This is a genomic window from Nostoc sp. (genome assembly GCF_036919575.1).
Classification (GTDB): Bacteria; Cyanobacteriota; Cyanobacteriia; order Cyanobacteriales; family Nostocaceae; genus Nostoc.
Genome location: NZ_JBALBY010000092.1, coordinates 12,326 through 27,239, shown reverse-complemented (window position 1 = coordinate 27,239; position 14,914 = coordinate 12,326). Strand labels below are relative to the sequence as shown.

Genomic DNA, 14,914 nt, shown 5'->3' with positions numbered 1-14,914 from the left:
CACAACTACAAGAATAAATCCAAGTCAGCTAAGAAAGCATCGTCATGAGCGGAAACTACATTTCCAATTTTGGAAATAGGAGCGAAGGAAAACTTCTTAACCCTACAAGTAGCGCTCACGCATACTACTGTCTATTTGTATAGTGCATAAGTCCTAAGAGCAAGCCCTTTCAAGGTGATAAACAAAGATACGTTGTTTCAGTGCGATCGTCCTGAGTTCTCTGCTCAGATTTTGGGCTTTTTTAAGGTTGAAATAACCAATCTTCGTTCCGAATTTCACCACCTTGAAAGGGCTAGTCCTAAGAGGTTGTTTGAAAAGTGTTTCGCTGTGACTTTAGGCACTTTTAGATCCCCCCTAACCCCCCGATAAATTGGGGGGAACCAGAATCAAAGTCCCCCAATTTATCGGGGGATTTAGGGGGATCTAAAACTATTTGATACCGACAATAGGACTTTTCAAACATCCTCTAAGAGCGATACCCTTCGGGGCAGGCTCAGGGTAAGACCTGCGGTGGGCTACGCCTATGCTAATCAAGCTTACGTAGCCCAAAGTGCTATATACTACCTTAAAAAAAGTTGTTAGCGATCGCTGCGCCCGCCGTACCCCTCCGGGGAAGCAAGCTACGCGTAGCGTCTCGGAGAGAAGGCATCGCACCTTTTTTCCCATTTCAAGTAGAATTTTAATCTATCTTAAGAGATATTTTTAAAGTAATGGAAAGCAAGTAGACTGTTATTGAACGGTTTATAGTCAGGATAAATTAAACGCCACCAAATCTTTTTTATACTATTCGTGCGGTTAATTAATTACAAGCTAATGTGAGCTAAAGAGTTATAAGTGAAACAATTGGTTCTATCAGAAAATTTAGCTTTTCAAAAAAGCTTATTTTTCGTTGTATGTAGTTAAGTTTTACAATTTCCAGATTTGTTATCTATAGCTATTAGTTTAGATGATGCTTGAGTTGATTTCTCAATACTGGAACTGGTTTCTCCGTTTGATCTTAAAACAGACTATTTTAATTTTAACCCTCTTATTCTGCACGGGAGTGGGTATAGCTTTATCGAATATGTCTTATCTGTCGTCAAGTTTAATTGAATCACAAGCACTCCTAAATGCAGAATCGCAAGCTCAAACAATTCTTGATGCCTGGACACTATATAGTAGCGCTGCTGTTGAGCGGATCGAAAAAATTAAGGGAATTACTGTTACCCACAACTACCTAGTCAAGGACGGAGCAATTCCTATCCCTGCAACCTACGCGATCGAACTGGGAAAAAATCTGAGCCAAGATGAGACTGGTTTTTCAGTCCGGCTGTATAGTGATTACCCTTTTCCTTGGCGAAAAGCCAAAGGTGGACCCAAAAATGATTTTGAACGGAAAGCTCTCGACGACTTAAGCGCACATCCTGAAAAAAAAGAGTTTTATCAAATAGATGATGGCTTATTGCAATATGGGCGGGCTGTGATCATGAAAGCTACTTGTGTCGGTTGTCACAATACTCGCTCTGATAGTCCTAAGAAGGACTGGCAAGTGGGAGATGTGAGAGGAGTTTTTAGTATTACTCAGAATCTAGATAACTTCACAGGAGAAACTAACAAGAGTATCCAGATCACATCTTTTATGTTAGGAGGATTATCCCTGTTGGGAATCTCAGGGATAAGTTTGGTTATGGGTAGGTTACGCCAAACCGCTAATGAGTTAGAGGTGCGTGTCAGGCAACGCACAATCGATTTAGCTGTAGCCAACACAGATTTAGAAAAAAGAAACCTGCTGATTTGCCAGGTATTTGGACGTTATCTGAGCGATGAAATTGTAGCAAATTTGCTCGAAAGTCCACAAGCCTTGAAACTTGGTGGACAGAGGTGTAAAGTTACTATCCTTGCCTCTGATTTAAGAGGATTTACAACTATATCAGAAAGATTGTCTGCTGAAGAGGTAATTCATGTCCTCAACATTTATCTGGAATACATGGCAGATGTGATTACCCAATACCAAGGATCTATCAATGAATTCATGGGTGATGGGATTTTGGTTCTATTTGGCGCACCAACAAAAAGAGAAGATGACGCTGTTAGGGCTATAGCCTGTGCTTGTGCCATGCAGCTAGCAATGGGTGCTGTCAATCAAAGGCTGAAAGATTTGGACTTCCCGCAACTAGAAATGGGTATTGGTATCAACACAGGACTTGTGGTTTTGGGAAATATAGGATCAGACAAACGCGCTAAGTATGGTATTGTGGGCAACGACGTTAACCTAACTTACCGCATCGAGTCCTACACAACTGGAGGTCAAATTCTCATTTCCCAGGAGACTTTAAAAGCAGCAGGTTCCATCGTGAGAGTCGGCAGGCAAAAACAAGAACAAATGAAAGGAATTAAAGAACCAATTACTATCTATGAAGTTTACGGCATAACTGGATTTTATAATCTCTTTCTGTCTAGAGAAGAAGAGGTATTCTTTAACATTCCCAAACCAATCCCCATCCAGTATATGATTCTCAATGGTAAACACATTAGTGAAAATGTGTTTACAGCAAATTTAATCCATATCTCGCACAAAGGAGCTAAGGTTCGTACCGAGAATGGAGAAAATGACTTTGTGCCGCCAGCGTTGACAAATCTCAAACTCAACTTATTGACACCTGACAACTCATCACGGTATAGCGAAGATATTTATGCCAAAGTTTTACAAACATCGGCAGAAGATGGCACTTTTTATATCCATTTCACTGCCACCCCTCCGGTTATACAAACAAAATTTGAAGCTCTGTACAAATCACTAAACCTGTCTGAGTAATCCGCAAGAGTAATGGGTAATGGAGAAGAAGAAAAAACGTAATCGTTCACAGGATGACCAAAAAAGTTTACCATAAGTGGGTATGCAAAAATATTTATGTCATTCCAAACGAAGTGAAGTAATCCCAAACCGTTGTGATTCCTAAATATCTCTAGAGAGTTAATGTGTATTCTTATACTAAATACTGAAAGCAGATTTAATTGTTGTTGATTATGGTGATGTCTATTGAGCAAGCACTCGCATTTACCGATGCTCTTCTTTTCGCCAAGTCAGGGATGCATTTGAATGACATCCAACAAATGATTTTGCGGGAGTCTTGGTCTTTAGATCGTCAAAGTTACGATCAGATTGCGGATACTTATGGTTATTCTCCGACTTATTTAAAGCATGATATTGGCCCAAAATTATGGAAACTACTTTCACAAGTCTTAGAAGAAAAAGTTAGTAAAACCAATTTTCGCACGGCGATTGAGCGTCAATTTCAGCTGAAAAATCTGATCCCACAGTTTAATCAAATCCAAGATATTGCTGCCGAAAAAACACCATTAAACATTCCTAGTGATCCTGTGATTGAAGAAGTGACGACTTTGCATCAAGATTGGGGTGATGTCATCGACACTGATCTTTTCTACGGACGACAAGAAGAACTAGCTCAGTTGCAGGAGTGGATTTTGGTTGAACGGTGTCGGATCGTCACCTTATTAGGAATGGGTGGCATAGGAAAAACTTCGCTCTGTGTAAAGCTTGTGCAACAATTACAGAGCGAGTTTGAATGGATAATTTGGCGATCGCTGCGGAATGCACCACCTGTACAAGAGATATTAATAGACTTACTGAAATTCTTTTCAAATCAGCAAGAAACTGAGTTTCCAGAAACCATTGCTGGCAAAATGTCTCGGCTTTTATATTATTTACGATCGCAGCATTGTCTTCTAATTTTCGATAACGCGGAAAGTATCTGGGAAGACGAAGATACAGCGAAATCATCCTACCATGAAGGCTATGAAGCTTATGGCGAAATATTTAGACAAATAGGAGAAACCCGCCATCAAAGCTGCTTAATGCTGACGAGCCGGGACAAACCTCAAGAAGTTCGCCTTTTAGAAGAAGCAAGTTTGCTCGTTCGGACTTTTCAATTGGGTGGATTGAAGAAAACAGCAGTGCAAGAACTCTTGCACTTAAAAGGTAATTTCCAAGGCTCAGAAGACGAATGGCATCGGCTGGTTGAGGGTTATGCAGGAAATCCCTTAGCATTAAAAATTATTGCAACCACCATTAAAAACTTATTTGATGGCAATATCTCTGATTTTCTCAACCAGAAAACTTTTGTTTTTGGCAGTATTCGCAATTTGATTGATGAACAATTTAGACGACTCTCTGAGTATGAGAAAATTATCATTTATTGGCTAGCAATTTATCGTGATGCTGCTTCATTTTTCGAGATGCGAACTGACATATTTCCATCGGTATCCCCGCAATATTTAATCGAGGCTTTAGAATCGCTGGAGCAGCGTTCTCTAATTGAGAAGGTCAAGCCTACACTGATTGAAAAACATCAAGCACAGTTTTCACTTCAGCCTGTGGTGATGGAATATATCACTAATCGATTGGTTGAGCAAGTTTCTCAAGAACTTCAGACAGAGTTAGAAACGAGTCTTACTCAAAGAAATCTACTATTGAAAACTCATGCATTGTTCAAAGCACAAGCAAAAGACTATGTGCGAGAGACGCAAATTCTTTTCATTCTCAAGCCCATTCTTGAGCGTTTATTAATAGAGGTGGGTGGAAAAAGCAGTGTTGAAAACCTGCTCATTCAATGCTTAACCAAGCTACGAGGCAAATCATCGAGCGAAACCGGTTACGCAGGCGGTAATATTTTCAATTTACTTTGTCAATTGCAGCCATGTTTAACTAACTACAACTTTTCAGATTTAACTACTTGGCAAGCTTATTTAGAACAAGTGAGCTTGCATGATGTTAATTTCTCACATTCCGATTTGAGTCACTCTGTTTTTCCCGAAACCTTTGGAATTGTGTTTGCTGGCGTTACCTTTAGCCTTGATGGAAAGCTGTTAGCTTTAGGAGATGCAGAGGGTGGGCTGCGTTTATGGCAGATGGCAACGGGGCAACTATTATTAAATTTTACAGGACATCTAGGTTGGGTTTGGTTAGTTACCTTTAGTGCCGATAGTAGGACGTTAGCAAGTTGTAGCAATGACCAAACAATTCGATTATGGGATGTGAATACGGGTGAGTGTCTGCAAATTTTAACAGGACACACGAGTTCGATTTGGTCGATCGCCTTTAGTCCCGATGGTCAAACTTTAGCCAGTGGCGGCAATGAACCAACGGTGAGATTGTGGAATGTCCACACTGGTGAATGTCAAAAAATTTTGTCGGGTCACACAGATCGGATTCTCTGTGTTGCCTTCAGTGCCGATGGTCAAACCTTAGCTAGTGGCAGTGCTGACCAGACCATTCGACTTTGGAATGTTAGTGGAGAATGCCATCAAATATACAAGGGGCATAGCGATCGCGTCTGGTCGATCAGCTTCAGTGCCGATGGTCAAACCCTAGCTAGTGGCAGTGCCGACCGGACCATTCGACTCTGGAATGTTAGCACTGGAAAATGCCGCAATATCTTGCAAGAACATAGCGATCGCGTCCGGTCAGTGGTCTTTAGTCCCGACGCCCAAATGCTTGTCAGCGCCAGCGACGATCAAACAGTGAGAGTTTGGGAAACTAGCACTGGAAAATGTGTTAACATTCTCCAAGGCCACACCAATTCTGTATTTTCAGTTGCTTTTAATGCTGATGGTCAAACCATCGCTAGCGGTAGTATAGACCAAACTGTAAAGCTATGGGATATCAGTACGGGTCGATGTTTCAAAACCCTTAAAGGCTATAGCAACTCAGTATTTTCAGTTGCTTTTAATGCCGATGGTCAAACTATCGCCAGTGGCAGCACAGATCAAAATGTGAGGCTGTGGGATGTTAGTACAGGGATTTGCCAGAAAACCTTAACGGGACATCGTGGCTGGGTGACTTCTGTAGCCTTTCACCCGGATGGGCATTTGCTTGCCAGTAGCAGCGTTGATTCTACCATCCGCATCTGGTCAGTTAGTAGTGGGCAATGTCTCCAAACTTTGCAAGGTCATGCAAATTGGGTGCAGTCGGTCGCCTACAGTCCAGATGGACAAGTCTTAGCTAGTGGCAGTGATGACCAAACTGTGAGGCTGTGGGATGTCAGCACAGGAAAGTGCCTCAACACATTGTCAGGTCACTCTAGTTGGATTTGTTGTGTGACCTTTAGTCCCAATGGTGAAATACTTGCTAGCAGTAGTGAAGACCAAACCATTCGCCTGTGGTCTACTCGCACTGGGCAATGCCTCAAAATCTTAGAAGGACATACCAGTGGAGTACAGTCGATCGCGTTTAGTCCTGATGGGCAAATCCTCAGCAGCGCTAGTGAGGATAAAACGGTGCGCCTGTGGTCCCCTAAAACAGGTGAATGTCTCAATATATTTGAGGGACATGGCAATAATATTTGGTCAGTTGCCTTCAGTCCAGATGGTTCTATTTTGGCAAGTAGTAGCTTAGATCAAACGGTGAGACTTTGGGACAGGCATACAGGAGTTTGCCTGAAAGTGCTGTCCGTCCTCACCCATGCGATGCGATCGTCGATCGCCTTCAGCGCGATCGCAAACCCAACGGAACCTTATACCGTCGCCAGTGGGAGCCAAAACGGAACTATTCAGATTTGGGATGCTCAAACAGGTGAATGTTTGAAAACGCTGCATCCTACCAGACCTTATGAAGGAACCAATATTACAGGGGTAACTGGAATCACGACAGCTCAAAAGGAAGCTCTCAAAGCTTTGGGCGCATTTGAAATTTGAGTCGAAGCAGAGTTTCAAGCTCCTGTAACTAAGAATCAACTCAGGAACCCAGGAGATGACCAATCCCCTGGGCCAACCGGTGGTAGCAGTCCGGTAAAAGGCCCTGGGCCCAAACCTCCTCGCAGAGATACATTGTTTCAAAACCTGGGTACAGGTTTGCAAGATAGGATCAATTCTAGTCCCGTAAATTTTAACATAGAGAATCCCGTTCTTGGTCGCTAATCTTAGGGTTAGTTTTGAGGTAATCGTTTAGCAAATGACAACTGCGAATCAGTAGATTGTCTAAATCTTGGGTTTGCAGTTCTGTGCTAAGAAGATGCCAAAGTTTAGCTATTTCCGGTAGAGTTTTACGTTTTATATCAGATATCATACCCAGATGTAGGTACTTAAAAGCTTCAAAGCTTCTAACTTCTGGAAAGAGGTTTTGATACAACTGGCAGTATTCGTCCACAAATTTTACTGTGGGTGCAGGTGGGCGAGGCTCAACCATACTCTCTGTCTCAGTTTTTGCGTAGGCGTAGCCCGTCGTAGACATCGCCCCTAATTATACTTTGTCGAGAGTGATAAAAGAGGGTTAAGCAGATCGCTGCAATCCATTAAGAGCTAGATCGAGAGTACCTGCTGAATTTGGAGAATAAGCGATATCTAGAGAAACACTACCTTCTATTGTCTGAGTGCCACCAATTAAAGGAGTTCTAGTACCTGTTGCAAAAGCTTTATCTGCTACATTAAACACCAAAGGAGATGGGCTAGGATTGTCAGCTGAGTTAATATTAATGTCAATAATCTTTCCTGGGGTTAACTTCAAGGTATTAAAAACAGCCCCAGCCTGAGCTTGGGCGTCTTTAACCGCTTCGCTAAGAACCTGCAAACGTGCCTGCTGCAATGCTTGGTCTGAGGGAGTGAAGCTTATATTCTGTATTAGATTCGCGCCTGCTTGGATAGCTGTGTCAATTGCTGCCCCGGCTCGAGCCGTTGGTAACTCAAACTGAAGTGTGTTGAGTTCTGTAAAGCCAGTTAGGGTTTGAGTATCATTATAGACGGGATTTAGTTGAATAGATGTAGTTTGAAGTTGTTGCGCCCCAAGTTTTTGCAGCACATCAACTACTGCTGTTGAACGTTGAGCAGTTTTTTCTTGAACTTCGGTTTCGGTTTTTCCGTCTACTTGAATCCCCAATTGCACCTCAGTTAAAGTAGTGGGAACGGTGACTTCTCCTTGACCAGTAACGTTCAATATCTGAGCAGTGTTTGGATTAGTTCTACCAGTCAGGGGATCGACGATGGCAGGAGCCGGCTTACTCGCACCTGTGAGATTATGAGTAGCCGAAGCGAGAGTAGCTGCTGAATTTGGAGAATAAGCGATATCTAGAGAAACACTACCTTCTATCGTCTGAGGACTACCAATTATAGGAGTTGTAGCAATTCTTGCAGCTTTCTCTGCTACATTAAACACCAAAGGAGATGGGCTAGGATTGTCAGCTGAGTTAATATTAATGTCAATAATCTTTCCTGGGGTTAAGTTCAAGGTACTAAAAACAGCCCCAGCCTGAGCTTGGGCGTCTTTAACTGCTTCGCTAAGAACCTGCAAACGTGCCTGCTGCAATGCTTGGTCTGAGGGAGTGAAGCTTATATTCTGTATTAGATTCGCGCCTGCTTGGATAGCTGTGTCAATTGCTGCCCCGGCTCGAGCCGTTGGTAACTCAAACTGAAGTGTGTTGAGTTCTGTAAAGCCAGTTAGGGTTTGAGTATCATTATAGACGGGATTTAGTTGAATAGATGTAGTTTGAAGTTGTTGCGCCCCAAGTTTTTGCAGCACATCAACTACTGCTGTTGAACGTTGAGCAGTTTTTTCTTGAACTTCGGTTTCGGTTTTTCCGTCTACTTGAATCCCCAATTGCACCTCAGTTAAAGTAGTGGGAACGGTGACTTCTCCTTGACCAGTAACGTTCAATATCTGAGCAGTGTTTGGATTAGTGCTACCAGTCAGGGGATCGACGATGGCAGGAGCCTTCCCACTCACAACTGTAAGATTATTTGTGTTAGCCATCTTATTCTCCTTGCTTAAATGATGTTTGAAACCTGTTGATGTTTTAATCTAACAGGATGTCTCAAAAGTAAGAAAGCTCACTCAACCGTATCCTGCCAGTAGAAAAATACTTAAGTATGACAGCGTTACAAGAGCCATGAATCCACCGTACCATATTACGTAACAATTTCGTCGAACTTAAGAGGGTCATAATTGTAGCAATTAAGCCGGAAAAAAGACGGTATGAACTGAATCTTGCGATTGAGACGGTTGGTGAGAACTAAAGCTTCATAGCGAGAGTCTGACATATTAGAACGTACAGCTTCCACGTATTTATCAGGTAGTGGGTGAGTCTTCTTCAGGCAAGATTTCATCTATGCTGAGTACCCACACTATGTACCGATACGAGTTCTCGATATGCTATAGGACTCTTATTTGATTTTTGAACAAATTAAGTACTAATCGAAAAGGCTTATTCCCTACTCCCCACTCCCTATTCCCTACTCCCAGCCTACGCAAGTCAGTTCAATAATCAAAGCGGATTACTATATCTGACGTTGGTGTGCGACTAGAATTTTGGTGAGGCTCAAAGACAGCCCCCATAGTTAATAATCCCTGGATGCTGGATAAGAGTTAGTTCTTTTTACTTGGGAGGAACTGCCCTTTTAGCGATCGCTTTCTGTGCCCAACTTTCTCACGCCATCCACTCAGTCCACTGCGGCGCATCTATCACCAGTTGAGCAAATTTGTCATCTTCACATTCTCAAACTCCAGCATCACGCCTCGACGCTCACCACTCTTGCCCAAAGGAATAATCGTATTGCCCATCTCTTCTTTTGAGCGATGGCGCTGTTTCGCCCGCCTTCTTGCGATCGCCAGCCGCAAGCAGAGGCGAAAAATGCTTTTAAAACCTCAAAATAAGAAACATTAGAACTTAGGTTTTTACCAATGGCAGTACCGTATTCATCATGGGGTGTGCGATACCCAGCGTTAACGCCAGGAATTGCGATGCCTACGGCGGGCGGGTACGCCATCGCTGCATAACCGGCTGTTAGTAATGCCCCTGCTTTTTTGACACCTTCGACAATCAACTGTGCCATCGACATAATGAACTTGCCAATCAAGTTTTCCATGTTGGTCTGCGTAGGCGTAGCCCACCGCAGGCATCGCTTGAACATGTTGTTGAAGAGCTTGCTTTTGTTCTGGGGTCATCGGTAGGTAAACACGCTCGTCTTAATTATCCTGACTGATTTTCGCCCTCTTTGCAAAAAACTGGGATACTCCCCTTAGAGAGCGATTAACAAATAAGGTGTTTGATAAGCTTGATGCTCTAGAGGCTGTCTTAATTGAACCATGTCAGTGGCTGATGAATAATCCAATCACTGTTAAGGGAGAAGTGGGGAATGGCACTAAGAAAAGCCCAAAGACTTGTGTCGCCTCGTTCCCAGCCTCCAGGCTGGGAATGTATTCAAAGAGGCTCTGCCTCTCGTCAAGCTACTGGAGGCGGAGCCTCCCAGAATGGGTTCCCAGCCTAGAGGCTGGGAACCAGTCAGGGTAAGGGCTATATCTTTTCTTAGTGCCATTCGGAGAAGTCGGATTTTCTTGGCTCTGTTCAATATAACAGAATGTAACAATACTATCTTTGGCAACTTGGTATAACCTAGAAAACGAAACTCAGTCTAAATAAAATTTCACAATTGTTTGCCATTCACTTATGAACCAGTATATTCTCAGTAGTCTCACAGCTGATGAAGAACTTAATTTTTCTGAAGAAGCAGAGGTTTTCGTTTTTCCCACTTCTTTCGCCCAGCAGCGATTGTGGTTTCTCGACCAGTTAGCACCGGGGAATCCATTTTACAACGTGTCAACAGCACTTCGCCTGACAGGTTCCCTCAACTTCACCGCCTTAAAGCAGACATTCAACGAAATTGTACGTCGCCACGAAACCTTACGCACTACGTTTGTTATGGTAGAGCAGCAACCAGTGCAGGCGATTCCTGCGGAGAGCTGCGCTAACGCACCCAGCGTAACAATACCTCTTCCCCTAATAGATCTACGCAATTTCGAGAGCCAAGAACGTGAGATACAAGTGCAGCAAATCGTAACCCAAGAGGCTCAACATCCTTTCAATCTCACCACCGGGCCATTGCTGCGAGTAAAGCTGCTACAACTGGATGAAGCAGAATATCTGCTGCTGCTTAATCTACATCACATTGTTGCCGATGGCTGGTCAATTGGAGTGCTAATTAGAGAATTAGGAATATTATACACAGCCTTTGCAGAGGATCAGCGATGTCTAACTACAAGCGACTCCCGAAGTTCCGAATCTCCTTCCCTACGGGACGCTGCGCGAACAAAGACGCTACGTGAACGGAGTCAGCCTCCGCTCAGACTTCTCTCCATGTCTACCTCTGTGCCAGAACTACCCATTCAATATGCAGATTTTGCCCAATGGCAACGGGAGTGGCTGCAAGGAGTGGGAGCAAACGGTTGTTCGCCTCTACAAACCCAGTTAGCTTATTGGCAAAAGCAATTAGAGGGGATTTCGGTATTGAATCTCCCCACCAAGCAACTAAGACCAGCAGTTCCTAGCTACAGGGGTGCAAAACAATTTCTAGAGCTACCACACTCCTTAACTCAAGCGCTAGAGGCACTGAGTTACCAAGAAGGCGTTACCTTGTTCATGACAATGCTGGCAGCGTTTCAGACTTTGCTCTATCGCTACACGCAGCAAGAGGATATTGTAGTAGGTTCACCTATTGCTAATCGCAATCGTAGCGAACTAGAAGGATTAATTGGTTTTTTTGTCAATAGCTTGGTGCTACGTACAGATTTCTCAGGTAAGCCGACGTTTCGAGAATTATTGAATCGAGTCAGAGAGGTAACTTTAGGAGCATACAGCCATCAGGACTTGCCTTTTGAAAAGCTGGTAGAGGAACTGCATCCAGAGCGAGATTTGAGCTGCAATCCCTTATTTCAGGTTGTATTTAGCCTCCAAAACACTCCAATCGTTGCGTTAGAGTTACCTGGGTTAACACTTTCGTTATTTGAATTCGACAGCAAAACTGCAAAGCTTGATTTAGAGTTGCATCTGTGGCAGGACTTGGATAGTTTGAAAGGACAAATGGTTTATAGCACCGATTTATTTGATGACACGACCATTACCCGGATGCTGGGACATTTCCAAACGTTGCTAGAAAGCATTGTCGCCAATCCAGAACAGCGGATTTCAGATTTGTCTTTGCTTACTGAGTCAGAACGACAAGAGTTATTAATTGATTGGAATGACACTAAAAAAAACTACCCAGAGAACAAGTGTTTTCATCAGTTATTTGAAGCGCAGATGGAGGAAACTCCCGATGCGATCGCGCTAAACGCACGCTCCGCGATGTCTGCGATGGGCTACGCCTACGCAGTGGTCTTTGACAAGCAGCAGTTAACCTACCGCGAACTAAATATCCGAGCTAACCAACTTGCACATCACCTGCAAAAATTGGGGGTAGTCCCTGACGTTATAGTAGGCATTTGTGTAGAGCTATCGCTAGAAATGATCGTCACATTATTAGGCATCCTCAAAGCGGGTGGAGCATACTTACCTTTAGATCCGAGCCTACCTCAAGAGCGTCTGAAATTTATGCTAAAAGATGCACAAGTTTCAGTATTGCTGACACAAGAAAAGTTGCTTAAGCATTTTGAAGACTTCTCAAATCCAATTATTTGCATAGATAAAGATTGGGCAACTATTACAGAACACAGCCAAGAAAACCCGACCAGTTGCGTAACATTGGACAACTTAGCTTATGTCATCTACACCTCTGGCTCAACAGGAAATCCTAAAGGCGTTTTGCTTCAGCATCGAGGATTATCCAACTTAGCGGCATCTCAGATTGAGGTTTTCAATTTACAACCGAGTAACCACATTCTGCAATTCGCCTCATTAAGTTTCGATGCCTCAATTTTTGAGATTGTCATGGCACTGCAAACAGGAGCAACTCTTTATTTAGCAAACAAAGAATCCCTTCTACCCGGACAACCTTTGCTCCAATTATTGCGAGAAAAAGCTATTACTCACGTCACCCTTCCGCCAGCAGTATTAGCAGTCCTACCTACAGAATCACTTCCGGCATTACAAACTATTATTTGTGCAGGCGAATCTTGCACTGATGATATTGTCAAACGTTGGTGGAACTCTCAGCGTCGATTTTTTAATGCTTACGGCCCTACTGAAGCAACGGTTTGGTCAACCATTGCAGAGATTAGTACTATGAGTGAAAAGCCGCCCATTGGTCGCCCTATTGCTAACACTCAAATTTATATATTAGATAAACATTTACAACCTTTACCAATTGGAATTGCTGGCGAATTATACATAAGTGGTGAGGGATTGGCACAAGGCTATCTTAATCGCCCCGAATTAACTACTGAAAAGTTTATTCTCAATCCTTTTAGTGATAAAAATCAAGCGCGACTTTATCAGACGGGTGATTTAGCTCGGTATCGACCAGACGGGAATATTGAATTTTTAGGACGCATCGATAATCAAGTAAAAATTCGTGGATTCCGTATTGAGTTGTCAGAAATTGAAACAGTGCTGAGTCATCATCAAAGTGTGCAAAAAGCAATAGTAATTGCTAAAGATAATCTATCTGATGATAAGTACTTAGTGGCTTATATTGTTCCCAATGTAGAGACACAAAATTTCCCGTCTCTACTACGTAAATTTTTAAAAGAAAAATTACCAGAATACATGATTCCAAAAGCTTTTGTAGTGCTGGATTCTCTACCGCTAACAGCTAGTGGGAAAGTGGATCGTTTGGCGCTAACAGAACTCGACAGTTACGCTAGCCGTTTAATAGATAAAACATTTATTGCTCCTCGTACTCCAACCGAGTTAACTTTGGCAAAAATTTGGGCTGAAGTCCTTAATATTGAGCGTGTGGGTATTTACGATAATTTCTTCGACTTGGGAGGAGATTCGTTTTTAACTGTACGCCTAATGAAGCAGATACACAAGCAATTTGAGCGCGAATTGCCCCTATCTAGCTTATTTTTAAATCCCACAATTGAAAGTTTAGCAAGTTCTCTATCCTTAAAAGCAGATTCTCTGCCGTGGTCTCCCTTAGTACCGATTCAAACTGCTGGTGTAAATCCACCTTTTTTCTGCGTCCATCCAATTTTTGGTGTTGTCTTTCCTTATTACGAATTAGCTCATCATTTGGGAAAAAATCAACCATTTTATGGGCTACAGCCTATTGGACTTGACGGAAAAAGTTCTCCACTAACTAACATTGAGGATATGGCTGCTCACTACATTGAAGCATTGCGCTCAGTGCAGCCCAAAGGCCCTTATTTTTTAGGAGGTTGGTCTTTTGGAGGTTGGGTTGCTTTTGAAATGGCTCAACAACTCCAAAAGTCTGGAGAAGAAGTGGCTCTACTTGCTGTGCTTGACACTTTAGCACCAATTCCGGGCAATATACCTTCTTTGGGTAATGGTTTAAAGTTTATGCTGACTACAGTGGCGCGATATATATGGCCCTTCTTCCTCGATTATTTATATCTAATTATTGCGATCGCCAGGAATCGAATTAACAGTTTAACTTCTCGGTTGACTAATTTTAATATAATTGTGCGAAACTCCTTTTGGGAGTCGCTAACGCGATCGCTCCAAACAAATCTCTTTTCTCACCTCATCCTCAAAGAGGATGCCACAGTCAACGTTATACCCGAAGAATCCAAGTTAAGGCTTTTAAGCGAGTTAGCAATTCGTCCAATGCTTCGTGTTTTCTATGCCAATAGCCAAGCAGTTCTCAACTACGTTCCACAAGCGTACCCTAAAAGAATTAATCTTTTTAGAACAAAGGTTCAATCAAGCATTGTCAAGGAAGATCCGAGTATGGGTTGGGATCAGCTAATTGTGGGAGGAACGGAAATTTATCATATTCCTGGCAATCACCTAACTATGCTGAGAAAACCCCATATCCAAATTCTCGCCGCACAGCTAAAAGCCTGTATTGAGAAAGCACAAAATTTAAAATAAGGATCAATATAGCGGTTCTCGATTGAGTAAGGTACAAGAACCCCACCCCCAACCCGTTAAGAGGATGTTTGAAAAGTCGCAAAGTATACTAGAAACCCCTCTCCAAACCTCTCCCCGAAACGGAGAGAGGCTTTGAAACCCCCCTTCCCTTGTAGGGA

Annotated in this window: 6 protein-coding genes and 1 pseudogene; 4 read left to right on the top strand and 3 right to left on the bottom strand. The window is 42.8% G+C overall.

The features are described from left to right. Window positions 1-946 precede the first annotated feature (946 nt). A complete protein-coding gene (locus V7K27_RS23190; RefSeq protein WP_334950437.1) occupies window positions 947-2,794 on the top strand; it encodes an adenylate/guanylate cyclase domain-containing protein in 1,848 nt (615 codons plus the stop codon). 218 nt (window positions 2,795-3,012) lie between these two features. After that, entirely contained in the window at window positions 3,013-6,693 is a 3,681-nt protein-coding gene (locus V7K27_RS23185) for an NB-ARC domain-containing protein (protein ID WP_334950435.1), read from the top strand. Window positions 6,694-7,018: 325 nt separating this feature from the next. Here the strand turns inward: V7K27_RS23185 and V7K27_RS23180 are convergent. From V7K27_RS23180 to V7K27_RS23170, 3 genes and pseudogenes are all read right to left on the bottom strand, one after another. After that, a pseudogene (locus V7K27_RS23180) lies at window positions 7,019-7,183 on the bottom strand (IS701 family transposase); the annotation flags it as partial. Between the two features lie 84 nt (window positions 7,184-7,267). Then, a complete protein-coding gene (locus V7K27_RS23175; RefSeq protein WP_334950434.1) occupies window positions 7,268-8,740 on the bottom strand; it encodes an SIMPL domain-containing protein in 1,473 nt (490 codons plus the stop codon). Window positions 8,741-9,495: 755 nt separating this feature from the next. Continuing rightward, window positions 9,496-9,852: a DUF3854 domain-containing protein gene (locus tag V7K27_RS23170; RefSeq protein WP_334950433.1), complete on the bottom strand. Its 357-nt coding sequence runs from the start codon at window positions 9,850-9,852 to the stop codon at window positions 9,496-9,498. Between the two features lie 270 nt (window positions 9,853-10,122). Between V7K27_RS23170 and V7K27_RS23165 the strand changes: the two genes are divergently transcribed. Both V7K27_RS23165 and V7K27_RS23160 read left to right on the top strand, forming a co-directional pair. Next, on the top strand, window positions 10,123-10,254 hold the full coding sequence (locus V7K27_RS23165) for a hypothetical protein (RefSeq protein ID WP_334950432.1): 132 nt from the start codon (window positions 10,123-10,125) through the stop codon (window positions 10,252-10,254). Window positions 10,255-10,433: 179 nt separating this feature from the next. Beyond that, a complete protein-coding gene (locus tag V7K27_RS23160; RefSeq protein WP_334950431.1) occupies window positions 10,434-14,756 on the top strand; it encodes a non-ribosomal peptide synthetase in 4,323 nt (1,440 codons plus the stop codon). Window positions 14,757-14,914 lie beyond the last annotated feature (158 nt).

Bases quoted from the DNA above. Each gene is read 5' to 3' on its own strand.
- V7K27_RS23175 (WP_334950434.1), bottom strand. From the start codon at position 8,740: ATGGCTAACACAAATAATCTTACAGTTGTGAGTGGGAAGGCTCCTGCC.
- V7K27_RS23170 (WP_334950433.1), bottom strand. From the start codon at position 9,852: ATGGAAAACTTGATTGGCAAGTTCATTATGTCGATGGCACAGTTGATT.
- V7K27_RS23190 (WP_334950437.1), top strand. From the start codon at position 947: ATGATGCTTGAGTTGATTTCTCAATACTGGAACTGGTTTCTCCGTTTG.
- V7K27_RS23165 (WP_334950432.1), top strand. From the start codon at position 10,123: ATGGCACTAAGAAAAGCCCAAAGACTTGTGTCGCCTCGTTCCCAGCCT.
- V7K27_RS23185 (WP_334950435.1), top strand. From the start codon at position 3,013: ATGTCTATTGAGCAAGCACTCGCATTTACCGATGCTCTTCTTTTCGCC.
- V7K27_RS23160 (WP_334950431.1), top strand. From the start codon at position 10,434: ATGAACCAGTATATTCTCAGTAGTCTCACAGCTGATGAAGAACTTAAT.